Consider the following 25,994-nt stretch of genomic DNA (forward strand, 5'->3'; position numbering starts at 1 on the left):
GACGGATAAAGGAGAGAGCATAATGAATCATACATCATTCCGAGCAATCGTTGTGAACGAAACGGAAAATCATCAGTTTGTAAGAAAAGTTGTTGAGAAAGAAGTAAGTAGTTTACCTGAGGGAGACGTACTCATACAAGTTCATTATTCTTCATTAAATTATAAAGATGCCCTTTCAGCTACTGGTAATAAAGGTGTTACGAGAACGTATCCTCATACGCCAGGAATTGATGCCGCAGGAGAAGTTGTGAGTAGTGAAGATAACTGCTTTAAGGTAGGAGATCAAGTTATTGTAACGGGATATGACTTAGGTATGAATACCTCTGGTGGTTTCGGAGAATATATTCGCGTGCCATCATCTTGGGTCGTGCCTTTACCAGAAGGAATGTCATTAAAGGAAAGTATGATGTATGGGACAGCAGGTTTTACTGCGGCTTTGTCGGTATATAAGCTTATTGGAGCAGGAATCAAGCCTAGTATGGGAGATATTTTAGTAACGGGTGCTACAGGCGGCGTAGGGAGTGTAGCTGTTAGTATATTAAGTAAGTTAGGGTTTAACGTAGTAGGAGCGACAGGGAAAATGGAAGAGGAAGAAATGCTACTACGTCTAGGAGCGAAAAAAGTGATTCATCGCGCGGAATTGAATGATGAATCAGGAAGACCGATGTTAAAAGGGATATACGCGGGAGTTATCGATACTGTAGGTGGACATATGTTAGAAACAGCTTTAAAAACAGTAAAGTATGGTGGTTGTGTAACGACATGCGGTAATGTGGCAGGCCAGGAACTACAAACCACGGTATATCCGTTTATTTTACGAGGTATAAGCCTTTTAGGGATAGATTCCGTGCAATGCCCAGTAGATGTGAGAAGAGATGTCTGGACGCTTTTAGCGAAAGAATGGGGAAATAAAGAATTACTATCTTATACAGAAGAATGTACATTAGAAGAATTAGAGAAGAAGTTTGCACTTATATTGCAAGGAAAGTTAAAAGGAAGAACAGTTGTTAAAATATAATGAAAAAAGAGACGCTTAAGTTAGCGTCTCTTTCTTATTATAATGATTGTTTTAAATTGATTTTTCCTTGTTCGCCTAAAACACCGTCAGCGATATTTACAGCGTGATCGCCAATGCGCTCTAAGTTACTTACCATATCGACGAAGATGATACTTGCATCACCTGAACAGCTGCGTTCGTTTAGACGTAATACGTGACGTTTACGAAGAACACGTTCCATTTGATCGATTTTGCGTTCTTTTGCAATAACAGTTTGAGCTAGTTCAGTATCGAAGTTTGTTAAAGCTTCAACTGCGTCTTGCAGTGTTGAAATCGTTAATTCTAGCATTTCGTTTAATTCAGCTAATGCTTCATCTGATAGTGAAACACGGTTTGAAATTTGGAAATCTACAAGTTCTACAAGGTTTTCTACATGATCACCGACACGTTCAATATCTCCAACAACACCTGCTAAAACAGAATGTTTTTCAGAATCCGTAGGTGAAAGTGGCTTTTCTGATAGTAAAACTAAATACTCGGTAATTTTTTTATCTAAATTGTTAATAGCTCCTTCTAATTGAGTAGCCATGTTTGCGTGTTTTTTGTCTTGTGTATTTAAAAATTGATTTGCTTCTTTTAATCCATGTAATGAGAACTCCGCCATACGGATAATCTCTTTTTGAGCTTCAGTTAAAGCGATGGCTGGAGATTGTTCAATAAAGATTGGATTTAAATGTTGCGGTTTGAAATTAATAGCAGAATCTTCGCCGCGAATAATTTTTGTTACAATCCATGCTAATACTGCAATGAATGGGAACTGAATGATTGTATTTGTTACGTTAAATGTTCCGTGTGCAAATGCAATGGTCATTTCTGGATTCAAGTTTAATGATGTTTGGAAATATTGAATTAAACTTGTAAATGGTACTAATAAAATTGTAAAGATAATGGTACCGATAATATTAAAGATAACGTGAACTAATGCTGCACGTCTTGCTGCAATTGAAGTACCGATTGCTGCTAATACTGCTGTAATTGTCGTACCGATGTTATCACCGAATAATACAGGAAGAGATGCTTGTAAATCGATTGCACCTTGACCGAATAGTTCTTGTAAAATACCGATTGTTGCACTTGAGCTCTGTACAATTAAAGTGAAGACTGTACCGACAACAATTCCTAAAATTGGATTATCACTCATGCTAATCATTAAATCTTGGAATGACTCTAAAGAACGAAGAGGTTTCATACCTGCGCTCATTAATTCTAAACCGAAGAATAGCATACCAAAACCGAATACAACTTGACCTACAGAATGTACTTTTTTATTTTTAAAGAAGAATAGTAAGATTGCTCCAACTGCCATAACTGGGAGAGCATATTCTCCGATTTTAATTCCGATAATAAATGCAGTAACTGTCGTACCGATGTTTGCACCCATAATAACACCGATTGCTTGTCTTAATGTCATAAATCCGGCACTTACAAGTCCGACTGTTAAAGCGGTTGTTCCTGAACTAGATTGGATTAATACAGTAACTAACATACCAGCTAGTACACCCATTAGTGGGTTTGTTGTAAAACGATCTAGAATATCGCGAAGACGATCTCCAGCTGCTTGTTGCAGTCCATCGCCCATGTATTTAATCCCGAATAAGAAAATACCTAATCCACCAATGAATTGGAAGATCATTTCTTGAACATTATATTCCACGCATTCCACTCCTTAAATTTCATGTACGCTGTAATTATTAACTGAACCTTGAGTCACTGTAAACGGTTTGCTAGTAAAATTTACACTAAATTTACAAAGAGATGAAAAGTTTACAATTCTTTAAAGAAACAGCTGTATTTTATTGGTTTTTGTATTTCGTAAATAGTGTTTTTGTAAATAAATCACACTTTTTAGAATAGTATTATTCAATTGTATATCAAGGGAATTGTCTACAAGTTCATTGTATATTTTTTGAGGAAAGTTAAAAAAATATGTAGGGAAATGCATGTAGTTTTATAACGTCAACATAAGGTTTAATATTTATTAAGTAGTCTTTTTTGCAAGAAAAAAAGCCGCTAAATTATCCAGCAGCTTTTTCTGTATTTTTATCTCCGTGCTTTTGTTTTCTTATACTTGTAATGTAAATGAAGAGAAAAGCAATAAGTAATAGCGAAGAATAACGATATACAGTCGCATAGTTTGTAAAATGTGCAATGAATCCAAAAATAATTGCTCCAGCACCAATTCCAAGGTCAAATGCGGAGAAGAATGTAGCCGTTGCTACGCCACGTCGATGCGGTGCTACGCGGTCAATCATCCATGCTTGTAGTGCAGGTTGGATCGCTCCAAAACCACTTCCGTAACATGCTGCAGCAATAATTAAGCTCGGAATTGTCGTCGTATACGACAATAAAATAATACCTGTAAACGTTATAATAACTCCCGGAATGATGACGAATGTATGGCCTTTTGCATCATATAGCTTTCCAGAGAATGGACGAGTTACAGCGATTGCTAGTGCGTTACATAAAAAGAAGAGGCTAATATCAGCTATGCCGACTTCTGTAGCAAATAGTGTGATAAAACTTCCGATTCCTCCGTACATTAATGTAATACATAATATTAATAATGAAGGAAGTAAAGCTTTACGCTCAATAAATCCATCGAGAAAAGTACTAGATGATTGTTGTGGAGGCTGTTTCGTTTTTTGGATTTGAAGTAGTTTCGTTAATATTAATGAAACAATTGTGCACGATAATGCACATAAAAAAAGAATTGTGAAGTTATATGTTTGCATAAGCCATAGTCCGATAAGTGGACCGAGGGCCATTGCAATTGTTCCAGAAAGACCAAAATATCCCATGCCTTCTCCGCGGCGAGCTGAGGGAATTAAATCAGAAACGACAGTCCCATATGTAGTCGTTGTAATACCGAAACCAGCTCCGTGTAAAATACGAACAGCAAGCAAGAGAAAGATTGTTGAGGCGAAAAGGTAACTGCCCATAGCGAGTAAACAAATAGCAGTACCGATCATTAAGATGATTTTTTTATTAAATTTTTGCAAGGCATTCCCAGTTAGCGGTCTAACAAAAAGTGCCGCAACGGTAAACATGCCGACAACCAATCCGATATTGGAACTTGTGCCGCCAATTTCTTTCACATAAACAGGTAAGGTTGGAATTAACATTTGAAACCCTAAAAACATACATAAGTTTGCAAAAATTAAAGCAACAAACTCTTTTGTCCATAACGGTTCTCGTTTTACGAGTATTGCTTCTCCCATATATTCATCCCCTATATAAAATTTTCTCTTTTCTTTCGAGTATATGTATTGGCCAATGCAACAGTCAAGGAAGGTGTCTTGAAAACGGATAACAATTTTTAAGGTGAAAAACTGACAAATTTGTGTAAAGGCTACACAACTATGAAAAAAAGATGTAAAGTATAGATGTATAGACTTGTAGGTGTTAAGAATGATAGAAATTGTTTTTTCTTTAAAGAAAGCGGATTCAAAGGAGTAGTGAACAAGAAGGGGATATATACTTTTTCACTACATATATTTGAAAAGGTTTACAATATGATGAAGAAAGAGGCGTGTACATATGAGACGATTAGGTATTTCTATTTATCCAGAACATTCAACAGTAGAGAAAGATAAGGAGTATTTAACATTAGCAAGTAAATATGGATTTACACGTGTGTTCACATGTTTATTATCTGTGGATGGAGAAAAAGAGAAAATTATAGAAGAATTTAAAGAAACGATCTCTCATGCGAATGCATTAGGGTTCCAAGTATTAGTTGATATTAGTCCATCTGTTTTTGAACAATTAGGTATTTCGTATAATGATTTATCATTCTTCCATGAATTGGGTGCGTACGGTATTCGTTTAGATGTTGGTTTCTCAGGATTAGAAGAATCAATTATGACTTATAATCCGTATGGTTTGAAAATTGAGATTAATATGAGTAATGGTACGAAGTATGTAGATAACATTATGAGTCATAGACCAAATCGTGAAAATTTAATTGGTTGTCATAATTTTTATCCGCATCGTTATTCAGGGTTATCATACGATCATTTCATTAAATGCTCGAAACAATTTAAAGATTACGGTATGAGAACGGCTGCTTTTATTTCATCATTTGATGCAACATACGGACCTTGGCCAGTAACAGAAGGGTTATGTACATTAGAGCAGCATCGTGAATTACCGATGACAACACAGGCGAAGCATTTATTTGCGACGGAATTAATTGATGATGTTATTATTGCAAACGCATATGCGTCAGAAGAAGAATTACAAGCACTAGGTGCATTAAATAAAGAGAAACAAACATTTGATATAGAACTATATGATACAACGACAGAATTAGAAAGAATTATCGTATTAGACGAACCACATTTTTATCGCGGAGATGTATCTGAATATATGATTCGTTCTACACAAAGTCGTGTGAAATATAAAAAAGAAGAGTTTAAACCTCATAATACGCGTGAAATTAAGCGTGGAGATTTATTAATTGATAATGAACAATATGGCCAGTATAAAGGCGAATTACAAATTGCATTAAAAGATATGGTGAATACAGGAAAAACAAATGTAGTTGGTCGAATTATAGAAGAAGAAATTTTCTTATTAGATTATTTACAAGCATGGGATAAATTCGGGTTCACATTAAAGAAATAGAGAGAATATAAAGGGGAAAAACTACTGATTTCAGCAGCTTTTCCCCCTTTATATATAAAGAGCGAGAGGAAGAGCTATGACAAAGGTGCATCAGCGATTAATTTCTATTTTAGAGGAGTTTTTAGAAGAGAAATCGATGTTAAATCGAGCTTTTTTAGCGGGCCGTTTACATGTATCAACGAAGACGATTCAAAAGGATATAAAATTATTAAATGATATATTGGAAGAAAACGGAGCGAAAATCGAATCGCAAAGAGGGACTGGGTACGAATTAGAAATTATACAAACGAAGAAATTTGAAGAATTTTGTGTGAGTCTATTTCAAAAACAGACGGAAAAGATCCCAACTTCTTATGAAGAAAGAATAGCGTATATTCTGCAGCGTGTTTTAACGACAGAGGGATATGTGAAGCTTTCAGAATTAGCAGAAGAGATTTATGTGAGCAAATCAACGGTCAATTTAATTATGAAAGATGTTACAGATATATGTGGCCGCTATAAATTACAAATTGAGAAGAGACCGTATTATGGTATACGTATTGTTGGAGGGGAATTTAATATTCGTTCTTGTTTATCACAATATGGTTTACCGCGTTATGACCATACTCCGTTTCATGAGCAATTTGAGCAGACGGAGACATATTTATCGCTACCTCATATATCACTCATTCGTTCAATTATATTAAAGTATATTGAAGGCGGAACAATATATTTATCTGATATAGAAATTGATAATTTAGTCATTCATATTGCAATCGCATTAAAGCGTTGTCAAAGTCAACATTATATGAAAGAACTGCATGCGGAGCAATCAGAACTTATAATAAAGAAAGAATATACAATTGCGAAGCAGATTTTAGGAGATTTAGAGAAAGAGTTAAAATTTTTATTTCCAGAAGAAGAAGTATTATATGTGACGATGCATTTATTAAGTACTGCTGTTACAACGAGAGATCGCTATGAAAATGTAGAAGAGCTATTAGGAAAAGATATATATGCATTTATGCAACATATTCTTTTTAAAGTAGCGGAAGAACGGAATCTTATTTTTTATTATGATGAAGAATTATTATTTGGATTTGGTATTCATTTAAAAACGTTATTAAATCGTTTGAAGTATAAGTTAAATACGAGAAATCCTCTTTTGGCAGAAGTGAAAAAGAATTATCCGTATGCTTTTGAAATTGCGGTTCTTGTTGGAGATATCATTGGTGAATATACGGGTGAATCGATCCCTGAAAGTGAAATTGGTTATATAGCAATTCACTTCGGCGGAGCGATGAGCCGTTTGCAGGAGCAGAATCAAAAGAAAAGATGCTTATTAGTTTGTGCGACTGGTCAAGGAAGTGCACAACTATTAAAATATAAAATTTTATCACAGTTCCGAGATAAATTAGAGATTGTAGGTATTACAGGCTATTATCAATTGAAAGTAGAAGATCTTTATAAAGAAAAAATAGATTGTATTATTAGTACGATTCATATACCGAGTGGCTTGCCTGTTCCAGTTATAAAAGTGAATTCAATATTTGATGATAAAGAGATTAAATCGATTGGTCAGCGGTTGTTTACGCATGTGAATAATAGTGTGCAGCAATATATTAAGGAAGATTTAATCTTTTTAAATCATAGTGCTTCTACGAAAGAGGATGTTATTCAGTTTTTATGTGAGAAAGCTGCTGAGAAACGCTATGTACCAGAACACTTTTATGCTTCTGTTATGGAAAGAGAAAATACGTCTCCGACAGCGGTTGGGAATTCAGTTGCAATCCCGCATCCGATGCAATTATTAAGTGAGGAAACTTTCTTGATGTTTTGCACACTTGAAAAGGCTGTTGATTGGGGAGATAAAAAAGTACAAGTAATTATTTTATTTAGTGTAAAGCGCAATAATAATGAAGATTTGCAAAGGCTTTATGATTTTTTATATGATATTATGTCTAGTCAAACTACGATAGAGAAACTTACTCAGACCGAGGTAATTGAAGATTTTCAAGAGATTTTATTATCATTTTGAAAAAGTATATAAAAACTTCCGTTACATAACGGAAGTTTTTTATGTTTAATTGTATGCGTTTTCATAATAAGATAAAAATATAGAAAACATATAGCTTGGGGGAATTTAAAATGGCTGATATGCAAACTCCATTTGCATTAATTTTACATGGTGGCAATGCGAGAAGTGCGGCGCTTGAAGCAATCGCTTTTGCAAGACAAGGAGATTTTGAGAATGCGGGTGAAAAGATGAAACTTGCTAGTGAGGAAATTTCAGCAGCGCATCGTATTCAAACGGATTTAATTCAAGAAGAGGCAAGAGGAAATCATGCAGAAATCAGTTTACTGTTAGTGCACGCACAAGACCATTTAATGAATGCAATTACAGTGAAAGAACTAGCTAAAGAATTTATTACTCTTCATAAACGCGTGGAAGAGAAAGTGACAGTATAAGATGTATATTTTATTATGTTGTGCAGCAGGTATGTCAACGAGTATGGTCGTAAGAAAAATGCAAGAAGAGGCAAAGAAACAGGGGAAGAATTATAAAATTAAGGCGGTTGATTCAGAACTTGTGAAACTTGAAATTAAGGAAGCTGATGTCGTTTTAATTGGTCCACAAGTGAAATATTTATTTCCAGCTGTAGAGTTTCTTGCAAACTCATACAACATACCAGTTGCAATTATAGACCAACGAGATTATGGCATGTGTGATGGTTTGAAAGTGCTTAGGCAAGCAGAACAATTAGTTTTAGCATAATTATATTTTTTTAAATATAAACATTATAATGTTATAAAGTTTATTTCATTCTTTTATAGTAGAGAGAAAGAGGAGGGCTATTGATGAATGGGTTTATGAATTTTATGGAACAAAAGATTATGCCAACAACGCAAAAGATTGCAGGACAACGACATTTATTGGCAATACGAAATGGGGTTATTTCTACATTACCGTTAACGATCGTCGGGTCATTTTTCGTTATCTTTTTAAATTTACCAATTGATGCATATATGGAATGGATTGCACCGTTTCGCCATATTTTAGATATTCCATTCCGATTTACAGTAGGACTAATGGCATTATACGCAGCGTTTGGTGTAGGAGCTTCGCTCGCGAACTTTTATCAGCTCAATCAATTAAGTGCAGGGCTACTATCTGTACTCGCCTTTTTACTAGCATCAGTTGAACCAATTCAAATTACGAAAGCTGTACCAGGTGTTATTGATGCAGGTCGATATATTTCAGTAGGAACATTAAGTGCAACGTCTTTATTCGGCGCAATTGTTACAGCATTAATTGCAGTAGAAATTTATCATTTTATGATTAAGCATAATATCTCAATAAAATTACCAGACAGTGTACCACCAGCAGTTTCAAATTCGTTTGCAGCATTAATTCCAACATTAGTAGTTATTCTTTTATTCTGGGGCATTCGCTACGGTTTGAAATTCGATGTAAATACAACAATTACATACTTAATCGCACCATTAAAATCAGTACTAGTAGGAAATAACTTATTCGGTGGTTTATTAACAGTATTCTTAATCGTGTTCTTCTGGTCATTTGGTATACATGGACCGGCGATTTTAGGACCAATTATTCGTCCGATGTGGGATTCAGCAATTCTTGAAAATATGGAAGTGTTCACGGCTACAGGAAATGCACATCAGTTACCAAACTTATTTACAGAGCAATTCATTCAATGGTTCGTATGGATTGGCGGATCAGGCTCAACGTTAGCTTTAGTAATTATGTTTATGTTCTCTAAATCTAAGTTCCTAAAAGAGTTAGGTAGATTATCATTCGTACCAGGTTTATTCAATATTAACGAGCCAATTATTTTCGGAGCTCCGATTGTAATGAACCCAATCTTAATTATTCCGTTCGTTATTACGCCGCTAGTGACAACGACAGTATCATATTTCGCAGTTGTTTCAGGTATGATTCCACTCATGATGGCGAAACTGCCATTTACGATGTTAGCACCAATTGCAGCGATTATTAGCACGGACTGGACAATTATGGCTGGTGTACTTGTACTTGTTAACTTTGCGATCTCATTCGTTATTTACTATCCATTCTTCAAAATGTATGAGAAACAACAATTAGCAGGAGAGGAGAAAACAGAATGCTCGGAGCAATTATCATCTTAATTACATTCGTGGTCGGACAGTGTATTGCCCATTATTCGAAATGGGTACAAAGTAAATCTTTATTAGTGTTACTACTAGTATCAGTTTTATTTATCGGTTGTTCAATGGGTGCATATGTAATGTTAGGTCTACACTCACCGTACGTAATTATTGTACCGACAATTTTATGTGCAACATGTTTATCTGCAAAATATAGATTTACGAGCATGGCATTAATACAACGTGTGAAGGAGATGCAAAAGCATGGAGCGTAAATTAGGAATTTCACTTTATCCAGAACATTCAACGAAAGAAAAAGATATGGCTTATATTTCCGCAGCGGCACGACACGGTTTTTCAAGAATATTTACTTGTTTGTTATCTGTGAATCGTCCGAAAGAAGAAATTGTAGCTGAATTTAAAGAGATTATTAATCACGCAAAAGATAACAATATGGAAGTTATTCTAGATGTAGCTCCAGCTGTGTTTGATCAGCTTGGTATTAGCTATAGTGATCTATCATTTTTCGCAGAGTTAGGTGCAGATGGTATTCGATTAGATGTAGGATTTGATGGATTAACGGAAGCGAAAATGACGAATAATCCGTACGGTTTAAAAATTGAGTTAAATGTAAGTAACGATATTGCGTACTTAGAAAATATTCTTTCGCATCAAGCGAATAAATCAGCTTTAATTGGTTGTCATAATTTTTATCCGCAAAAATTCACTGGTCTTCCGTACGATTATTTCATTCGCTGTAGTGAACGCTTTAAAAAGCATGGTATTCGCAGTGCAGCATTTATTACATCACATGCCGCAAACATTGGTCCATGGGATATTAACGACGGATTATGTACGTTAGAAGAGCATCGTAATTTACCAATTGAAGTGCAAGCGAAGCATTTATGGGCGACAGGGCTAATTGATGATGTCATTATCGGAAATGCTTATGCGAGTGAGGAAGAGTTAGAGAAACTAGGAAACTTAAATCGATACATGTTACAGTTAAAAGTACAATTTGTAGACGAAGCGACTGAAGTAGAGAAGAGAGCGACACTGCAAGAATTACACGTAAGACGCGGCGACATAACAGAGTATATGGTACGTTCTACAGAAGTACGTAAAAAATATAAAGACTATGATTTCCCGGTGCGCGAAAGCGTACTACAGGAAAGAGGGCAAGTTGTAATTGGTAACAATTCATTTGGTAAGTATAAAGGTGAACTGCAAATCATTCTAAAAGAAATGCCGATAGATGAACGGAAAAATATTGTCGGTATAATTGCGGAAGAGGAGTTATTCTTACTAGATTACGTAGGGGCTTGGACACAGTTTACTTGTGTGGAATAGGGAAGATAGGGGGCGGTCCAAATTTTGGAACGCCTTTTTAATATTAAAGTACTTTTAATGTCAAAATTTGTCGGTAAATCGATATCTCTTGTCGAATCGTTGATATATTGTAAGTTATGATAGATATATTCGAAAAATCGTTGATATATTGTAGGTTACGATAGATATATTTGAAAAATCGTTGATATAATTTCATTTACTATGTCATTTTTCAGTAGTTTAATAGAGTAAAAAAAGGAGCCAGCCTCAACGATGAGACTGACTCTTTTTTTTAACTAGTTTAATACTTTAACTGTAACTGTTTTACGTCCCCAGCTACTTGATGTGCCTTTATCTGGCATTAAAACGTCGATTTTATTACCTTTAATAGCTCCACCAGTATCACCAGCGATTGCTACTCCGTAACCTTCAACCCATACTTTTGAACCTAATGGAATGACACTTGGATCAACTGCAATTAGTTTCATGTTTGGATTAGCTGTTAAGTTGTGGCCTAAAGCTGATTTTACTTGGTCGCCTGCTTTATAACCATTTTCAAGTGGATCTGCTGTATAAGCTGTTGCTACAACACGTAACTCACGAGAAGATGATGGTGCACTTGTTTCAGTTTCTTTTGCAACAGGTTGTTGTGTAGCTGGTTTTTGAGCTTTAGCTGCTTCTTTAGCTTTAGCCGCTTCACGAGCTTCAGCTGCTTCTTGAGCCTTAGCCGCTTGAGCTTCAGCATCTGCTTGAGCTTTAGCCGCTTCACGAGCTTTAGCTGCTTCTTGAGCCTTAGCCGCTGCTTGAGCTTCAGCATCTGCTTGAGCTTTAGCTGCTTCACGAGCTTTAGCCGCCTCTTGAGCTTTAGCTTCTGCTTGAGCTTCAGCTTCTGCCTGAGCTTTAGCTGCTTCTTGAGCCTTAGCTGCTTCACGAGCTTTAGCCGCTTCTTGAGCTTTAACTTCTGCTTGAGCTTCAGCTGCTTCGCGAGCTTTAGTTGCTTCCACTGCTTTAGCTTTTGCTTGAGTTTCAGCTACTTCCTGAGCTTTAACAGCTTCACGAACTTTAGCTGTATCTTGAACTGTAGTTGTTTTTTCAGCTTTAACTACTGGTTGAACTTTAACTGGTGCTTTACCTGTTAAGTAAGGAACATGAACATAAGCTGTTTTTCCGTTATATTCAAATTGAATCCAATCATTTTGTACTTGGTGTGTTGTTTCGATTACATCATCTTTTTTCAACTTACCAAGAATCTCTGAATCTGTGTTTGCACTAGCACGTACATTTAATACGTTTGCTGTTACGTAGTAAGTGTCTTTTGTATAGTCAGCGCTTATGAAAGCTTCTTTACCGCTATTCAATTGAACTTTTGACCAACCATTTTCTGTATGTAAAACATTTACTTTATATCCATCTAATAATTTTCCTACAACTTTTGATTCAGTAGTTGGGTTTTCTCGTACGTTTAGTACGTCAGTCGTTACGATCGTTTCTGCTTTAGCAGATGTTGTGAAAATCCCAAGACCAAAAACCGCTGCTGTTGCTATACCCATAAATTTTTTCATAATAGCCTCCATTGCATTTGTTTTCGTTGACCTCATTATAGCAACCATTATTTTCTTATTTGCGAAAAACATAAAATTACAAAGCTTTCGTAACGGGGCATTAATATTCTGTAACAATTCCATAAATATCCTGATAGCGCTTCCTTGTTGTTTTTTGGCGTATTAGGGCATGTAAAACACAAAATGAGTAGCATTTCAATTACCGTAACATTAATAATGTTACGGTAATATTTCTTGTGGATATCTATAGTGTTACAAAAACAGCGTATTTTACTGTCTGAATGAAAAGATAGTTATGGAATGATAACCTTTTTAGATGTAAAAAGATATAAATGAGGTGAAATTTAATGAAATATCGATATAATTGTTACAAAATCAGTCGAAGCATGGAAAAAATTACGCCTTGATTTTCGTCTGTTACATAGTATTTTTGCAATAATAGGATTAGATAATAGCCTTAGTACCTATAAATAATGAAGAGTATTAGAGTGATAGTTGTAACGTGAAATATATATAATAGAAGAAACTCGATTTAATAGGTAAATAAAAAACGCAGGAGTGTAAACTCCTACGTTTTTGTTTATTCATATCGTAAACATTCAATTGGATCAAGTTTTGCAGCTTTGTTGGCTGGTAGTAGTCCGAATGCAATACCGATTAGCATTGAAATACCTACGGCAAGAAGTCCAAGTTCTTTTGAGACAACGAGTGGCCATCCAGCAAAGATTGAGACGATCCAAGCGAAGAAAATACCAAGCATGAATCCGATGAAACCACCAAGTCCTGTTAAAATACAAGATTCGATTAAGAATTGTGTTAATACTTTACCACGTGTTGCACCAAGTGCTTTACGAATACCAATCTCGCGTGTACGTTCTGTTACAGATACGAGCATGATGTTCATTACACCGATACCACCAACAAGTAAGGAGATAGCAGCAATACCACCGAATACCATTTTCATCATACCGATTGATTCGTCTAGTTGTTTCGTAAATTCACCTAAATCTTGTGCTTCGAATTTGTGCTCAAATTTAGGAGCTTTCATTTCGTTTAAGACAGAAACAGCTTGTTTTTCTAAACTTTTACGTTCTGTCGGAGAGGTCATTGTTAATCTTACAGAGTCATACTCATTTACTCCTGAAATGACAGGCGCGTTTTCAAGTGATGTATAACCTTCAGGCATAGGCATTCCGAAGTCGTTTTTCGTTTCGTATACACCGACTATTTTATAAGGCTTTCCTTTTATATCTGTATATTGGTTTGATTCCCAACCACTAAATAATTTGTTGAAAGCTTCTTCATTTAATATAACAGCAGGGATTGCTTGGTTTAGTTCACTGTCATTTAATTCACGACCGTGAACTAATTTTATTTTCGAATCTTTCATAAAGGCGCCTGTTCCACCTTTTAAATCAAGATTTACATCTTTTGAACCAGCAGATGCTTTTACTTTCATACTTACGTCTGGATATACATCTTTAACGCCTGGTACAGTTTGCAGACGGTTTAGCATATCAGGTGTGATTTTGGCACTATCTGTTCCGTAATCAGGGTTGTTGTAGTAAATCGTTACTTCATTATCTTTTCCTTGGCCTAATTCTTTTTTAAACTTTGCGTTTGTACCATCACCCATTGAGATGATAGTAATAATGGCACTAATACCGATAATAATACCTAACATTGTTAAGATAGAACGCATCTTATGAGCAAAGATAGAGGAAAGGGCCATGCGTATATTTTCACTCGTATTCAAAATTAACCTCTCCAATCTTGGACGATATTTCCGTCACGAATTACAATTTGACGTGCTGCAGCTTCCCCGATTTCACGATCATGGGTAATCATAATAATTGTTGAGCCTTGTTTATTTAATTCGTAAAAGAGGTCCATAATTTGTGTGCTTGTTTTCGTATCAAGTGCTCCCGTCGGTTCATCGGCTAAAATGAATTTTGGGTTATTTACGATTGCACGTGCAACAGCGACACGCTGCTTTTGCCCACCGGACAATTCGTTCGGTAAGTGAGTAGCGCGATCAGCTAAGCCTACTTTTGTTAAAGCAGCTAACGAGCGCTCACGTCTTTCTTTTTTATCGACTCCAGCGTAAATAAGAGGTAGCTCTACATTTTGAAGTGCTGTAAGTCTAGGTAATAACATGAAGTTTTGGAATACGAATCCGATTTCTTTATTACGTACGTGTGCAAGTTCTGTTTCAGACATGTTTGAAATGTTTTGACCAGCTAGTTCGTACGTACCTGTCGTCGGTTTATCTAAGCAACCGATAATGTTCATTAATGTTGATTTACCAGAACCAGAAGGTCCCATAATCGAAGTGAATTCTCCTTGGTTCAGTGTTACATCAATTCCGTGTAATATTTGAACGGACTCTGCACCATTTTGGAAGGATTTCGTGATGCCTTTTAAGTTAATCACTGGGCGACAACCTCCATACCATCTTTTAAGTCTTTTTCAGGCTTAGAGATAATTTCCTCTCCTTTTTTCACTCCAGAAACTTTTGCTTCGCTATCAGTCTCGAATTCAACAGTAACTGCTTGTTCTTTCGCTTTACCGTCTTTTACAACGAAGACAACATTTTTGTCACCTTTTTTCACGATACTGCTTTTCGGAATAATTGTACCAGTTGCTTCGCCAGATTTACTTGTTACGTAAACGTGGAAGCCGTTTTGTAGTTCGTCACTATTATCTAATGTGACAGTGAATTGGTAATTAGAAACAGTTTTATTTTCATCCATGCTCTTTAATGGTGTAGAACCGATTTCTGTTACTTTTCCTGCCCAAGTCTTACCAGCGACAGTTTTTGATGAAACAGTTACTTCTTGCCCAACTTTCATACTAGCAAGCTCATATTCAGAAAGTTGACCTTTTACTTTAAATTGACCAGCGTGACGAAGAGTAACTCCGCTCATACCTGTTTTTTCGTCAGCAGTTTTCACGATATCATCAATTACGCCATCAGCAGGACTTGTTACAGAAAGAGTGTTTACTTTCTCTTTTGCTGTTTTAATCATTTCATCAGCTTTTTCAACTTCAAACTTTTTCATTTCAAGTTGTGATTCTAATTGCCCAACTTCAGCTTCTGATGCTTTTAATGCTTCAGCAGGAAGGCCTGAATTTTTATCTTTTTGTAATTTTTGTTTCGCCGCATCAATTTGTTTTTGGAACAACGTTACTTCTTTTTGTGCGATTTTCTTTTGCATTTCTGCTTCTGTTACCCCTTGTTTAGCAGTCGGGTCATTGTATTTAAATAGAAGCTGACCTTTTTTCACTTCATCGCCTTTTTTTACAGCTAATTCATATGTTCCTTTTGTTGGATCGAATGAAATAGTTTCAATTCCATTTGGAATAACTTCGCCACCAAATTTTTGCGCGTTTTGGATTTGTTTTTCGGTTACTTTATATCCGCTATATGCCATTGCTACATCTGAACCGCCCCCAGCAAATGCAAAGTATGATCCAGCTGCAATTCCGATTGCTACTACACTAGTAATTAACACTTTATTTTTCTTTTTCATCTATTTATCACCTTTTCGTTCGTTTTAGTATCTACATTAAGTATAGAAGAGGTGAAGAATCTGACAAATCGTTTTAGCTTACAATAACCTTACAGTTTTGTAAGGTATGAATATGTAAATGTAAGGTAGAGGTTGTCCTAGTGTAAGCAAATGAATTGACTCGTCGTTTCTTTCTTACAATAATATTGTATGGAGGAAAGGAGGAAGGAAGATGGAAGCTTATTTTAGCGCACACCCATTTAAACCATTTATTCCATACTCAAGGCAACATGCCCTTATATTATTTATTATGTTGGTGGGGATATTTTTTCTGTATCAATACCAAGATGTATTACGTCAAAGTGAGTGGAATATAACGGTTCGATATGCAATTGCATTTTTATTTATAGGTAGTGAAATTGGGCTTCATATGTGGGAGTGGAAAGCGGGGATTTTTGAGCTAGCTACTTCATTACCGTTTGAATTATGTACGATTAGTTTATTATTAGCGTCGATTATGATCGTAACGAAAAGTTACCGCATATATGAGATTGTATTTTTCACGGGAATTATTGGTGCATCACAAGCTATTTTAACGCCAAACTTGCAGTATGCTTTTCCGCATTTTCGTTTCATTGAATATTTTATCGCGCATATATTGCTCATTTGGGCACCACTCTTTATGACTTGGGTGGAAGGATATCGTCCGACAGTACAATCTATTAAACGCACAATGATATTTTTAAACATATTGATTCCAATTGTTTCGTTTGTAAATTACAAAACAGGTGGTAATTATATGTTTTTAGCTCATAAGCCAGAAACAGCTTCATTACTTGATATGTTAGGGCCGCATCCTTACTATATTATTTCATTAGAAATAGCTGCGCTTATTGGATGTTTGGTTTTGTATATGCCGTTTGCGAAAAGAGAAAGGCATGCGCATAAGGAATCACTAGGATCATAGCCTAGTGATTTTTTGTTCTTAAAATATTTACAATTCAGAAAATTAAGAATAAAATTAAGGGGTAAATTATAGAGAGAGAAGGGCGAAAATGGTCAAAAAGGTATTTTTGAATGGAATGGAAGTGACGATTCAATTTCTTATTTCGATTTTGGGGATTATTATTTTAGGGGCTTTGCCGAAATTATTTTATGGATTTAAGGTGGATGTATCAAAGTACATACAGAGTTTAAAAGAAGTGTTTGTGAACTTAATGGATATTTCCAATTTGCAATATGTGAGAGGTAAATTTTTATTTCCACAGTTGTTCGTCCATTATAAAGAAACGATTATTATTTTTTTGGCTGCTTTTTTCATTTCATTATTTGTAGCATTTTGTATCGTTTATGTAATTATGAGTAGTTCACCGCGTATACAACATCGAATTAAATCATTTCTTATCTTCCTAGAATCCATTCCAGATATTCTTCTTATTTTAGTATCACAAATTTTAGTTGTATGGTTTTTTAAACAAACAGGTTTTTTACCTTTTCAAATTGCTTCAATTGGAGGCGAGTCGATTAGAGGATTGCCGATACTTTGTTTGAGCATCCCAACTACGATTATGTTTGTAAAAATGGTAGTGCTTCGTTTTGAAAATGAATTAGAAAAAGATTATGTACTATTTGCTAAGGCGAAAGGTTTGGGGCGTTTTCATATTTTAAATCGTCATATTTTACGAAATGTGTTGCTTAGTACACTTTTCTTTGCGAAAACGAATATCTTTTTTATGTTATCTAATTTATATATTATAGAATGGATTTTTAATACGGGTGGTATTTTCATGTTTTTAAAATCGTACGAAGGTATTAGGGTGGAGGTTTTCATCGTTAGTGTACTGCTTATTTATATTCCGATTTTTATTTTATTTAAATTGTTTCATTATCTCATTCCGGCTGCGATGAAGGAGAGATTATAATATGTGGACGTATATAAAACGTGATAAAAGATTTTGGATAAGCATTGGGTTTCTTCTCATATTAGTTCTTTTGAGCATCGGAAATACGTTATGGAATGATGGACACATTAGGCAAGTTACATTGCAATATGATGCGGATGAAAATCCACAAGTGCCACCGTTTTCACCTTCATTCCAATTTTTACTCGGGACAGATCGGAAAGGATACGACCTTTTACATTTAGTTATTGAAGGCGCGAAGTGGACGATTGGTATATCTATTTTAATTGCGGCACTTAGAATGGTAATAGGTGTGTTCTTTGGTGTTGTACTTGGAACATATGTAAGAAGAGGTTTTTCAAAGATTGAGGCTTTTTTTGATAGTTTCACAGTTATTCCAACAGTTATGATTGCGTATTTTTTTCTTCAATTTGCAAATCTATTTGGAAGCGGGGAGGAAACAACAAGCTTTTTTGAAAGGGCTTCGTTTCAAGTTGTATTACTTGTAATGCTTGTGATGCCAGTTATTGCACTGTATGTCGCGAAGGAAGTTCGTAAATTACAAACGGAAGAATTTGTTGATGCTGCGCGCATATTAGGCGGATCGAGGAGACGTATTGTTATAAAACATCTTTTTCCGCATCTCTATATGACTTTTATACTCGTATTTCTTCAACAGTTTACGCAGACTCTTACTATTTTACTGCACTTAGGATTACTAGAAATATTCTTTGGTGGAACGGTTAATTTTTTAGGGCCGATAGAAGAAATAGAATCTTATACACATGAATGGTCAGGTTTAATTGGAGTCTATTTTAGATCATTAACAGTGCATCCATGGATTCCTCTCGTCCCAATTACATTTTTCGGGCTTACTATTTTTTCAGGAAATATGATTGTGAAAAGTATAGAAGAGGCGATGTTGAAAGTAAGATTAGGAGGAGAGATAAAGAAGGACGTTGTAGAAGAGGAACAATCTGTTGTGCAGTCGAAAGAAGAGTTATTTACTTTTAAGCATACGATGTGAAAATAAAAAGAAGCAAGCATGTATTTCATGCTTGCTTCTTTTCTTTATTTTGTAGAAACTTCGCCTTCAGCTTCTGTTTGCGGAATAAAGTATCCGATTATACCACCAATTATTGCTGGAACGATCCAGCCGATTCCTAAGTTATAAAAAGGGATCGTGTGTACGATATTAGCGATAAAACTTGGTATCATTCCCACATTATCAAGTGCGTGAATACAGCTAATAATGAATGCTGCGATCATTGCTCCGATGTAGACAGAAGGTTTACGTTTCGTATATTTATCGATAAATGATACGAAAATTAAAATGATTGTAATTGGGTACAAAATAATTAATACAGGTAGTGTGATTTTAATTAATAAGCTTAATCCTAAGTTTGAAATAACGAAACTAAAGATACAAACGTATAGTACGAGCTTTTTGTAAGAAACATTTGTTAATACTGTTGCGAAATAGTTGGCGAATGCACTTACAACACCAATTGCTGTTGTTAAACAAGCGAAGATAATGGCGATACTTAATAAAACATTACCGCTTGTCCCAAAGAATTGGTACATAACAGTTGCTAATAGTTGACCACCGTTCTCGAATTGTCCCAAGTTTCCGTTTGAAGCTCCGATATAACCGAGTAAGAAGTAAACAATTGTTAAGAATAGAGCAGCAATGCTTCCGCAAATGATTGTATATTTTGCGATAGATTTCTTCTCTTGTATACCGTTTTGACGAATTGCATTTACAACAATTGTTGATAGTACGAGAGCGCCAATTGCATCTAACGTTAAAAATCCTTCAAGAAATCCTTTGAAAAACGGGATGTCTTTATAGTCACCGATAGGCTCTGCAAACGTTCCTGGTGAAAGAATCGCTTTTGTTGCCATAATTGCAATAATTACAAGTAAAATTGGTGTTAATATTTTACCGATATGATCTACTAGCTTGGATGGATTTAATGATAAGAAGTAAACGACTGTAAAGAAAATCGCACTAAAAACTAACATAGAATACCATTGATCTGGGAAAAGTGGTGCAATCCCGATTTCATAAGATACAGATCCAGTTCGTGGAATGACAAATAGTGGGCCGATTGAAAGATAAATAATGATAGCGAATACTGCTGCGAATTTTGGATGAACACGGCTCGCTAAAGTGTTAAAACTACCACCAGCAAGGGCAACAGCAACGATAGCAAGTAAAGATAAACCGACGTCTGTAATAATAAACCCTGTAATGGAAACCCACATATTTTCTCCGGAAGAAAGACCAAGAAGGGGTGGGAAAATCATATTACCAGCACCGAAGAAAACTGCGAATAGTAATAAACTAATCGAAAGTATTTGCGCTGGTTTCAAAGTTGTACGCATATAAAGAAAATCCTCCTAATGAGTATTTTTGTCGAAAATTCAAATAATTTGTCGAGTAACTGTTATTATTTTAAAGGTCTGATGACTAGAAAGCAATAGGGAATTTTGAAAAAATTAAAAAATAATGCATTAAATCGAATAAATATACTATTTGTATGTTTAATAGGAAGGATTTAACTTTTAACGTAAAAAAAACACATATCGCTAGGATACGTGTATTAAAAATATATTTTTCTATCGCGTTCTTCTTTTAAAATTTCAACCGCTTCTCGGAAACGTTGTGAATGGACAATTTCTCGTTCGCGTAAAAAGCGTAAGCTGTCATTTATGTCGGGATCGTCAGATTGGTTGATAAGCCATTGATATGTGGCACGCGCTTTTTCTTCAGCCGCAATATCTTCGTATAGGTCGGCAATTGGATCACCTTTAGCTTGTATATAGGTTGCAGTAAATGGAACACCAGCTGCGTTATGGTAATGAAGTGCGCTGTCATGATCGACGTAATGAGGGTCTAGACCAGCTGCCTTCATCTGTTCAGGAGTCGCATCTTTTGTCAGCTTATAAACCATCGTAGCAATCATTTCAAGATGTGCAAATTCTTCTGTACCAATATCGGTAAGGAGGCCAATGACTTTATCGGGAATTGTATAGCGCTGATTTAAGTAACGTAGTGCAGCGGCTAATTCTCCATCTGCACCACCGTATTGCTCAATTAATAATTTTGCAAGTGCTGGATTACAAGTTCCTACTTTAACAGGGTATTGTAATTTTTTTTCATAAATCCACATAGTTTCTCTCCTTTATATTTGCCATGGCCAAGGACCTTTACTCCATTCCCAAGGGGCATTAGAATAGCTATTTCCATACTGTTGAAGCGGTCCATATTTTTCTTCCATTTGTTGTTTTAATACTCTTCGTTTATAGGAAAAGTCATTAAATTGATTAATAGCTGCTGTATCGTCTGGGTGGGTGTCTAAGTAAAGTGTTAGTTCCACTAATACAAAGTCTAATTCTTGGAGATTCTCTAAAAGTCGATAATATTCTTCTGGTAGTGGTTGATTCACGTCAGTAGTCACCGCCCTTTTTTATAAGGATTTTCGTAATAATCATAAAAAACAGGCCATAAAGTTCCTTTTTGTAGTGCTTCTTTCGGTGAGAACTGTGGTAAATTTGGCGGTTGAAAACCTAAATATAAATTAGGAGGGGTAGAGTAATATTTTTTTCCAATAGGAGGACAAGGATCTTGAGGGCTATGATATGGCACATATGATTTCATGTATTTATCCATTAATAAACCTCCTTATATCTTCATCACTACGTATTGTATTCAGACATAATAGGCATTTATGACACATATAAAAAGGTAATAGGTACAGGGGGAATGAATGTGGAGCAATGTATTATATTAGAAGTGAAAAATTTAAAGGAAACTTTGTATTTTTACGAAGGGATTTTAGGAATAAGACCTAGTTTAGAAAGACCTCAATTGGATGTAACAGGGGTTTGGTATGATTCTGATTCAAAGAGAATTAGTTTTGTTATGAATCGCATGTTAGGGGGACGAGAGAAGAGTTTTACGAATTCATGCGCTGGTTTAACATTTTCAATTTCTAACATAGAGAATTTAAAGAAGAGGTTAGTGTTTTATAAAATTGCATATACAGAAAACAAAAGTGAGAAGAGTATTGTAGTACAAGACCCAGATGGATATAAACTTCAAGTGATAGAGAAGGAAGAATAAACGGAGGCGATTTAGTGGAGAGGAATTATGAAGAAAGTGCGTTGTTTGAGCATCAATTTTGGCTAAGGGTGCTTACTGATCATTCGCAATTTTTACTTGATGCATTAGCTCCGAAGGAAAAAGAAGATATAAAGAAGGCCACATATTTTCTTGAAACATTTACGAATCTTTTAAATAAAGTTCATAATGTGAATCTCATTGCATTTTCAAAAGAGGCAGAACGAGCCGCAAAGGAAATACGAACGTTTAAATTAAGTATTATACAGAAACAACTTGAGGGAAAAATCACTATTCATTTTACGCCAACTTTCATCAATCATATGGTAAACGAAGTAGAAGAATATATAACGGTGTTAGAATTTTTAAAGAAAGGAGAAGTTCCGCCTGTTTTTCATGAATTACATTATCATCTCGTTTGGTTAACGGATGCGGCTGGTCATGCAGGCTCTATTTCTGGTGGATTAGATCTTGTTGAAAAAAGATTGAAAGAGAAAAGTGAAGAATTTACGAAGCACTTTGAACAATTTTACTTAAAGGCAGTTGAGATGACAGGTTATTTACGGACAGAGCTTCATCATTTTCCTGCATTAAAGAAGTTTACAAAAGATGTTTCACTTGAGTTAAAATTATTTTCGCATTTTCTCCATGAGGTTGAAGAGATGGAGTTATCGAATGAAATATTAAGTGCATTATCTGCTAGAATGGCGGATCATATGGCAAGAGAAGAATGTTATTACTTATTAAAATTAGCACAATCTTCTGGACTTGAGATGCCAAAATGTAATCCGCTTTAAAGAAAAAAGAGGTCAATTTTATTTGGCCTCTTTTTCTGTTTTATTGTCTCTTTTTATTTTTGCTTGTTCAATACTTGCCTGTAATGTCTCCATAATATTGATGATGTTTGGAGCAGGAGAGATGGTTTCGGTTTTTTCCTGTTGTTCAATTTTATTTTCGATTAATTCGGTAAGAGCTTCTTTATATTCATCTGTATATAACTCTTGTTCGAAAGGATTTGTAAGATGGTGGATTAAATTGATAGCTGCTGTGAGTTCTTGTTTTTGAATCGGATAATTTTCAATACTTGGTAAGTTAGGTGTATTTGTTATATCGCGAATTTCATTAGGGTAGTGAATAGTTTGTAATATAAGCCCATCTTCAAAGTTACGGATAATAGCTAAATGTTGTTTTTTTCTAATGGAAATATGGATAAGACCAAGTTTATTCGTACGTTCAAGAGCTTCTTTTAATAATAAATACGATTTTTCATGTCCTGAGGTAGGGCCTATAAAATAAGAACGATCGTAGAGAACAGAATCAATTTCGTTATTTTGGACAAAAGATATAATACGAATAGATCTTGGTTCGTGAGCTTTTTGCAACTCAGCTAATTCTTTTTCATCCATAATAATGTACTTATGAGGTGCGTATTCATAGGCTTTTACAATATCTTTATCATCAATTTCTTCATCCGTACAATCAGGAGCAAATTTTTTATATTTAATAGGTGTTAAGCATTCTTTATGAAGACTTAAAAATTTTATATCGTTTTCTTCTACGGCACTGTATAGTTTGATTCCTATATTTAATAGTCCAAGTGAAAGGGCACCTTTCCATACGGTATGCAAATGAAGCCTCTCCTTTCATTCAAAAATGATTATGTATATTATGAGATAGTAAGAAATTTCCTATACGTTTTTTGTTTTTACGGAATGTTAAGCAGGAGGATGTGGGATATAAAATATATTGACAAGCCCTCCAAAATATTTTAATGTGATTGTATAAAATTGTGTATATAAAGGGGAGTAACTTATTACAGTAAAGTCGTCATTACAGGGAGAAACCCTCGGCTTTATTGGCAACGTTTCGTTGTTAGTGAGACCTTTACCAGCAATGGTAAAGGCCCCTTATTGTCTTTTTTGGACCCTTACCATGTTTGGTAGGGGCCTTTTTGTATACAAAGAGAGGAGATATAAAAATGAAAAAACTTATTAGTAGATTAAGAGTTGTATTTCATGTTCGCCGATTTGTTCCATTCCTATTTGACTTTTTCACTTCAAAAGAGGTTTCAATAAAGAAGAAAATTTTATCTATTGCGTTTTTAGTTGGTTATGTTGCGATGCCGCTCGATTTAATTCCAGACTTCTTACCGTTTATTGGTATTTTAGATGATATTGGAATTGTGTTATTTATTTTGAACCGAATTGTAAAAATGGCGCCAGTTCAATTACAAGAAAAGCATAACGTAAACGTAGGATAGGAGTTAAAAATATGGAGCAAATTATTTTAGATATAATCGAGTTTTTAAAGCAGTTTTCTTATTTTGGAGTTGTGTTAGCATTAACGTTTGAATTTATTCCGGCAGAAGTAGTTTTGCCCATGGTTGGGTATTGGGTATACGAGGGTGATATGAATTTTTGGCTTGCTGTACTAGCCGGAACGCTTGGCGGAACGACAGGACCGTTAACGTTATACGCACTCGGTTATTACGGCGGTCGTCCTCTATTAATAAAATACGGGAAATACTTCTTCATTAAAGAAGAACAAATTCAAAAAGCAGATGATTTCTTTGAGAAATATGGACCGGTTGTAGCATTTGTTGGACGCTTTGTACCAGGAGTTCGAACGCTTATTTCTGTTCCGTGTGGCATGGCGAAAATGAACATATGGAAATTTAGTATATATACATTTGTAGCAATGTTCCCGTTAACGACTTTGTATGTTTATTTTGGAATGAAATTAGGTCCGCATTGGGAAAAAGCAGCAGATGTTGTTGGGCAATATATGCTACCAATATTAGGAGGCGTTATTCTTATCGTTGCTAGTATCTTTGTCTATAAATATATGAAGAAAAGAAATAAAACGGAATCTATTTAGTCATTTGAATATTTTTTGAAAATAGATGAATAGTACAGGCAAAAGACTCTGAGGGACATACACATATAGGGAATATAAAAGAGAGAGGGGAAACAACTATGTCTTGTGAGTGCTCAGGGTCAGCATTAACTTGTTGTCCAGATAAAAATTATGTGCAAGATAAAGTGTGTAGTCCGTGGTCTGCTACTGTAGTTGCAACAGCAATTGATAATGTTCTCTATACAAATAATATTAACCAAAACGTAATTGGTACTGGTTTTGTTAAATATGATGTTGGACCAGGCCCAATTACTGTAGAGGTACTTGATTCTGCTGGGGGTACAATTGATACACAAACATTAAACCCAGGAACGAGTATTGCTTTTACGTATCGCCGCTTTGATAGTATACAAGTTGTGTTACCTGCAACACCTGCTGGAACGTATCAGGGAGAATTTTGTATTACAACACGTTATCCACTTTCATAGCAGAATAGGAGAGGATCGAAATGGGAATGAGAAGTTCCAGTTTGTCTTGTTGTTCTAATAAAACACTTGTGCAAGACCAAGTATGTACAGACTGGTCTATTACAGGTGCTGGTACTCAAATTGTATATACAAATAATATCACGCAAGAAGTATATGGTTCAGGTTACGTGAAATATGATGTAGGAGCAAACTCGATTACAGTTGATTTTTTAGTAGGTGCAACAGTAGTTGATACAATTACTGTACAACCACAAAGCAGTGGTACTTTCACTGTCCGATATTTTACTACTGTCCGAATTACTACGACAGGAACGACTGTTAATCAAGGCGAGTTTTGTATTACAGTACGTTATCCAATCTCATAAAAAGCATACCGTGAACGGTATGCTTTTTATATTAAGGAAATAAT

The 25,994-nt window shown here is 35.2% G+C and carries 28 protein-coding genes; 17 read left to right on the forward strand and 11 right to left on the reverse strand.

What is annotated here, in order from left to right; genetic code table 11:
* Window positions 1-22: 22 nt before the first annotated feature.
* Window positions 23-1,018, forward strand: coding sequence for a YhdH/YhfP family quinone oxidoreductase (locus tag QCI81_RS18430; RefSeq protein WP_071731159.1), 996 nt, complete (start codon window positions 23-25; stop codon window positions 1,016-1,018).
* A gap of 37 nt (window positions 1,019-1,055) precedes the next feature.
* On the opposite strand, the gene QCI81_RS18435 is transcribed toward QCI81_RS18430, so the two are convergent.
* Together QCI81_RS18435 and QCI81_RS18440 are read right to left on the reverse strand one after the other, a co-directional pair.
* Complete coding sequence (locus QCI81_RS18435) at window positions 1,056-2,711, reverse strand: Na/Pi cotransporter family protein (RefSeq protein ID WP_023521221.1); 1,656 nt, start codon at window positions 2,709-2,711, stop codon at window positions 1,056-1,058.
* Between the two features lie 361 nt (window positions 2,712-3,072).
* Window positions 3,073-4,275, reverse strand: coding sequence for an MFS transporter (locus QCI81_RS18440; RefSeq protein ID WP_000503254.1), 1,203 nt, complete (start codon window positions 4,273-4,275; stop codon window positions 3,073-3,075).
* Between the two features lie 319 nt (window positions 4,276-4,594).
* On the opposite strand from QCI81_RS18440, the gene QCI81_RS18445 reads away from it, so the two are divergent.
* From QCI81_RS18445 to QCI81_RS18475, 7 genes are all read left to right on the forward strand, one after another.
* On the forward strand, window positions 4,595-5,683 hold the full coding sequence (locus tag QCI81_RS18445) for a DUF871 domain-containing protein (RefSeq protein WP_001253350.1): 1,089 nt from the start codon (window positions 4,595-4,597) through the stop codon (window positions 5,681-5,683).
* Between the two features lie 76 nt (window positions 5,684-5,759).
* Window positions 5,760-7,700, forward strand: coding sequence for a BglG family transcription antiterminator (locus tag QCI81_RS18450; RefSeq protein ID WP_000169804.1), 1,941 nt, complete (start codon window positions 5,760-5,762; stop codon window positions 7,698-7,700).
* A 110-nt stretch (window positions 7,701-7,810) separates the two neighbouring features.
* Window positions 7,811-8,131, forward strand: a complete 321-nt coding sequence (locus tag QCI81_RS18455; protein ID WP_000774624.1) for a PTS lactose/cellobiose transporter subunit IIA — start codon at window positions 7,811-7,813, stop codon at window positions 8,129-8,131.
* A 1-nt stretch (window position 8,132) separates the two neighbouring features.
* Window positions 8,133-8,438, forward strand: a complete 306-nt coding sequence (locus QCI81_RS18460) for a PTS sugar transporter subunit IIB (protein WP_000275645.1) — start codon at window positions 8,133-8,135, stop codon at window positions 8,436-8,438.
* A gap of 83 nt (window positions 8,439-8,521) precedes the next feature.
* Complete coding sequence (locus QCI81_RS18465; protein WP_001013042.1) at window positions 8,522-9,832, forward strand: PTS sugar transporter subunit IIC; 1,311 nt, start codon at window positions 8,522-8,524, stop codon at window positions 9,830-9,832.
* A complete protein-coding gene (locus QCI81_RS18470; protein WP_000900046.1) occupies window positions 9,808-10,086 on the forward strand; it encodes a hypothetical protein in 279 nt (92 codons plus the stop codon). Before QCI81_RS18465 ends, QCI81_RS18470 begins: the two co-directional genes overlap by 25 nt.
* A complete protein-coding gene (locus tag QCI81_RS18475) occupies window positions 10,076-11,161 on the forward strand; it encodes a DUF871 domain-containing protein (protein ID WP_071731160.1) in 1,086 nt (361 codons plus the stop codon). The genes QCI81_RS18470 and QCI81_RS18475 overlap by 11 nt, the downstream gene beginning before the upstream one ends.
* Window positions 11,162-11,436: 275 nt before the next feature.
* On the opposite strand, the gene entC is transcribed toward QCI81_RS18475, so the two are convergent.
* From entC to QCI81_RS18495, 4 genes are all read right to left on the reverse strand, one after another.
* A complete protein-coding gene (gene entC / locus QCI81_RS18480) occupies window positions 11,437-12,825 on the reverse strand; it encodes a cell wall-binding protein EntC (protein ID WP_071731161.1) in 1,389 nt (462 codons plus the stop codon).
* Window positions 12,826-13,282: 457 nt separating this feature from the next.
* On the reverse strand, window positions 13,283-14,434 hold the full coding sequence (locus tag QCI81_RS18485) for an ABC transporter permease (protein ID WP_483298867.1): 1,152 nt from the start codon (window positions 14,432-14,434) through the stop codon (window positions 13,283-13,285).
* Window positions 14,435-14,460: 26 nt separating this feature from the next.
* Window positions 14,461-15,135, reverse strand: coding sequence for an ABC transporter ATP-binding protein (locus tag QCI81_RS18490; protein ID WP_000609100.1), 675 nt, complete (start codon window positions 15,133-15,135; stop codon window positions 14,461-14,463).
* The gene (locus tag QCI81_RS18495; protein WP_071731162.1) at window positions 15,132-16,235 is read right to left on the reverse strand and encodes an efflux RND transporter periplasmic adaptor subunit; all 1,104 of its coding nucleotides are present in this window, start codon (window positions 16,233-16,235) and stop codon (window positions 15,132-15,134) included. Before QCI81_RS18495 ends, QCI81_RS18490 begins: the two co-directional genes overlap by 4 nt.
* Window positions 16,236-16,446: 211 nt before the next feature.
* Between QCI81_RS18495 and QCI81_RS18500 the strand changes: the two genes are divergently transcribed.
* The 3 genes from QCI81_RS18500 (at window position 16,447) to QCI81_RS18510 (ending at window position 19,142) form a co-directional block, all read left to right on the forward strand.
* On the forward strand, window positions 16,447-17,181 hold the full coding sequence (locus tag QCI81_RS18500) for a YwaF family protein (RefSeq protein WP_071731163.1): 735 nt from the start codon (window positions 16,447-16,449) through the stop codon (window positions 17,179-17,181).
* 88 nt (window positions 17,182-17,269) lie between these two features.
* Window positions 17,270-18,136: an ABC transporter permease subunit gene (locus tag QCI81_RS18505; protein ID WP_000239687.1), complete on the forward strand. Its 867-nt coding sequence runs from the start codon at window positions 17,270-17,272 to the stop codon at window positions 18,134-18,136.
* Window position 18,137: 1 nt separating this feature from the next.
* On the forward strand, window positions 18,138-19,142 hold the full coding sequence (locus QCI81_RS18510) for an ABC transporter permease (RefSeq protein WP_071731164.1): 1,005 nt from the start codon (window positions 18,138-18,140) through the stop codon (window positions 19,140-19,142).
* A gap of 44 nt (window positions 19,143-19,186) precedes the next feature.
* On the opposite strand, the gene brnQ2 is transcribed toward QCI81_RS18510, so the two are convergent.
* The 4 genes from brnQ2 to QCI81_RS18530 all read right to left on the reverse strand — a co-directional run bounded on the left by brnQ2 (window position 19,187) and on the right by QCI81_RS18530 (window position 21,791).
* Window positions 19,187-20,503, reverse strand: coding sequence for a branched-chain amino acid transport system II carrier protein BrnQ2 (gene brnQ2, locus QCI81_RS18515; protein WP_059304120.1), 1,317 nt, complete (start codon window positions 20,501-20,503; stop codon window positions 19,187-19,189).
* A gap of 218 nt (window positions 20,504-20,721) precedes the next feature.
* On the reverse strand, window positions 20,722-21,291 hold the full coding sequence (gene cotJC, locus QCI81_RS18520; protein ID WP_000265278.1) for a spore coat protein CotJC: 570 nt from the start codon (window positions 21,289-21,291) through the stop codon (window positions 20,722-20,724).
* Between the two features lie 12 nt (window positions 21,292-21,303).
* A complete protein-coding gene (cotJB, locus tag QCI81_RS18525; RefSeq protein WP_001075543.1) occupies window positions 21,304-21,567 on the reverse strand; it encodes a spore coat protein CotJB in 264 nt (87 codons plus the stop codon).
* Between the two features lie 8 nt (window positions 21,568-21,575).
* Window positions 21,576-21,791, reverse strand: coding sequence for a spore coat associated protein CotJA (locus tag QCI81_RS18530; protein WP_000362188.1), 216 nt, complete (start codon window positions 21,789-21,791; stop codon window positions 21,576-21,578).
* Between the two features lie 33 nt (window positions 21,792-21,824).
* On the opposite strand from QCI81_RS18530, the gene QCI81_RS18535 reads away from it, so the two are divergent.
* Together QCI81_RS18535 and QCI81_RS18540 are read left to right on the forward strand one after the other, a co-directional pair.
* Window positions 21,825-22,244 carry a VOC family protein gene (locus QCI81_RS18535; protein WP_146632294.1) on the forward strand — a complete coding sequence of 140 codons (420 nt, stop codon included), beginning with the start codon at window positions 21,825-21,827 and terminating at the stop codon, window positions 22,242-22,244.
* Between the two features lie 14 nt (window positions 22,245-22,258).
* Window positions 22,259-23,038, forward strand: coding sequence for a DUF2935 domain-containing protein (locus QCI81_RS18540; RefSeq protein WP_000440991.1), 780 nt, complete (start codon window positions 22,259-22,261; stop codon window positions 23,036-23,038).
* 18 nt (window positions 23,039-23,056) lie between these two features.
* Here QCI81_RS18540 and ku read toward each other — a convergent pair whose 3' ends face one another.
* Window positions 23,057-23,869 carry a non-homologous end joining protein Ku gene (gene ku / locus QCI81_RS18545; protein WP_071731166.1) on the reverse strand — a complete coding sequence of 271 codons (813 nt, stop codon included), beginning with the start codon at window positions 23,867-23,869 and terminating at the stop codon, window positions 23,057-23,059.
* A 350-nt stretch (window positions 23,870-24,219) separates the two neighbouring features.
* On the opposite strand from ku, the gene QCI81_RS18550 reads away from it, so the two are divergent.
* The 4 genes from QCI81_RS18550 (at window position 24,220) to QCI81_RS18565 (ending at window position 25,950) form a co-directional block, all read left to right on the forward strand.
* Window positions 24,220-24,501, forward strand: a complete 282-nt coding sequence (locus tag QCI81_RS18550; RefSeq protein WP_000733844.1) for a YkvA family protein — start codon at window positions 24,220-24,222, stop codon at window positions 24,499-24,501.
* Window positions 24,502-24,512: 11 nt separating this feature from the next.
* Complete coding sequence (locus QCI81_RS18555; RefSeq protein ID WP_000435017.1) at window positions 24,513-25,118, forward strand: DedA family protein; 606 nt, start codon at window positions 24,513-24,515, stop codon at window positions 25,116-25,118.
* Window positions 25,119-25,216: 98 nt separating this feature from the next.
* The gene (locus QCI81_RS18560; protein WP_001277537.1) at window positions 25,217-25,585 is read left to right on the forward strand and encodes a DUF3992 domain-containing protein; all 369 of its coding nucleotides are present in this window, start codon (window positions 25,217-25,219) and stop codon (window positions 25,583-25,585) included.
* Between the two features lie 20 nt (window positions 25,586-25,605).
* Entirely contained in the window at window positions 25,606-25,950 is a 345-nt protein-coding gene (locus QCI81_RS18565) for a DUF3992 domain-containing protein (RefSeq protein WP_071731167.1), read from the forward strand.
* Window positions 25,951-25,994: the final 44 nt, after the last annotated feature.

Origin of the sequence: Bacillus cereus group sp. MG20, from assembly GCF_040459885.1 — a bacterium.
In the GTDB taxonomy this organism is placed as follows: Bacteria; Bacillota; Bacilli; order Bacillales; family Bacillaceae_G; genus Bacillus_A; species Bacillus_A cereus.

What these genes read in the sequence shown, in the direction of transcription:
- QCI81_RS18430 (WP_071731159.1), top strand. Translation starts at nt 23, where the DNA reads ATGAATCATACATCATTCCGAGCAATCGTTGTGAACGAAACGGAAAAT.
- QCI81_RS18440 (WP_000503254.1), bottom strand. Translation starts at nt 4,275, where the DNA reads ATGGGAGAAGCAATACTCGTAAAACGAGAACCGTTATGGACAAAAGAG.
- QCI81_RS18445 (WP_001253350.1), top strand. Translation starts at nt 4,595, where the DNA reads ATGAGACGATTAGGTATTTCTATTTATCCAGAACATTCAACAGTAGAG.
- QCI81_RS18450 (WP_000169804.1), top strand. Translation starts at nt 5,760, where the DNA reads ATGACAAAGGTGCATCAGCGATTAATTTCTATTTTAGAGGAGTTTTTA.
- QCI81_RS18455 (WP_000774624.1), top strand. Translation starts at nt 7,811, where the DNA reads ATGGCTGATATGCAAACTCCATTTGCATTAATTTTACATGGTGGCAAT.
- QCI81_RS18460 (WP_000275645.1), top strand. Translation starts at nt 8,133, where the DNA reads ATGTATATTTTATTATGTTGTGCAGCAGGTATGTCAACGAGTATGGTC.
- QCI81_RS18465 (WP_001013042.1), top strand. Translation starts at nt 8,522, where the DNA reads ATGAATGGGTTTATGAATTTTATGGAACAAAAGATTATGCCAACAACG.
- QCI81_RS18470 (WP_000900046.1), top strand. Translation starts at nt 9,808, where the DNA reads ATGCTCGGAGCAATTATCATCTTAATTACATTCGTGGTCGGACAGTGT.
- QCI81_RS18475 (WP_071731160.1), top strand. Translation starts at nt 10,076, where the DNA reads ATGGAGCGTAAATTAGGAATTTCACTTTATCCAGAACATTCAACGAAA.
- entC (WP_071731161.1), bottom strand. Translation starts at nt 12,825, where the DNA reads ATGGAATTGTTACAGAATATTAATGCCCCGTTACGAAAGCTTTGTAAT.
- QCI81_RS18485 (WP_483298867.1), bottom strand. Translation starts at nt 14,434, where the DNA reads ATGGCCCTTTCCTCTATCTTTGCTCATAAGATGCGTTCTATCTTAACA.
- QCI81_RS18495 (WP_071731162.1), bottom strand. Translation starts at nt 16,235, where the DNA reads ATGAAAAAGAAAAATAAAGTGTTAATTACTAGTGTAGTAGCAATCGGA.
- QCI81_RS18500 (WP_071731163.1), top strand. Translation starts at nt 16,447, where the DNA reads ATGGAAGCTTATTTTAGCGCACACCCATTTAAACCATTTATTCCATAC.
- QCI81_RS18505 (WP_000239687.1), top strand. Translation starts at nt 17,270, where the DNA reads ATGGTCAAAAAGGTATTTTTGAATGGAATGGAAGTGACGATTCAATTT.
- QCI81_RS18510 (WP_071731164.1), top strand. Translation starts at nt 18,138, where the DNA reads ATGTGGACGTATATAAAACGTGATAAAAGATTTTGGATAAGCATTGGG.
- brnQ2 (WP_059304120.1), bottom strand. Translation starts at nt 20,503, where the DNA reads ATGCGTACAACTTTGAAACCAGCGCAAATACTTTCGATTAGTTTATTA.
- cotJC (WP_000265278.1), bottom strand. Translation starts at nt 21,291, where the DNA reads ATGTGGATTTATGAAAAAAAATTACAATACCCTGTTAAAGTAGGAACT.
- QCI81_RS18530 (WP_000362188.1), bottom strand. Translation starts at nt 21,791, where the DNA reads ATGGATAAATACATGAAATCATATGTGCCATATCATAGCCCTCAAGAT.
- QCI81_RS18550 (WP_000733844.1), top strand. Translation starts at nt 24,220, where the DNA reads ATGAAAAAACTTATTAGTAGATTAAGAGTTGTATTTCATGTTCGCCGA.
- QCI81_RS18555 (WP_000435017.1), top strand. Translation starts at nt 24,513, where the DNA reads ATGGAGCAAATTATTTTAGATATAATCGAGTTTTTAAAGCAGTTTTCT.
- QCI81_RS18560 (WP_001277537.1), top strand. Translation starts at nt 25,217, where the DNA reads ATGTCTTGTGAGTGCTCAGGGTCAGCATTAACTTGTTGTCCAGATAAA.
- QCI81_RS18565 (WP_071731167.1), top strand. Translation starts at nt 25,606, where the DNA reads ATGGGAATGAGAAGTTCCAGTTTGTCTTGTTGTTCTAATAAAACACTT.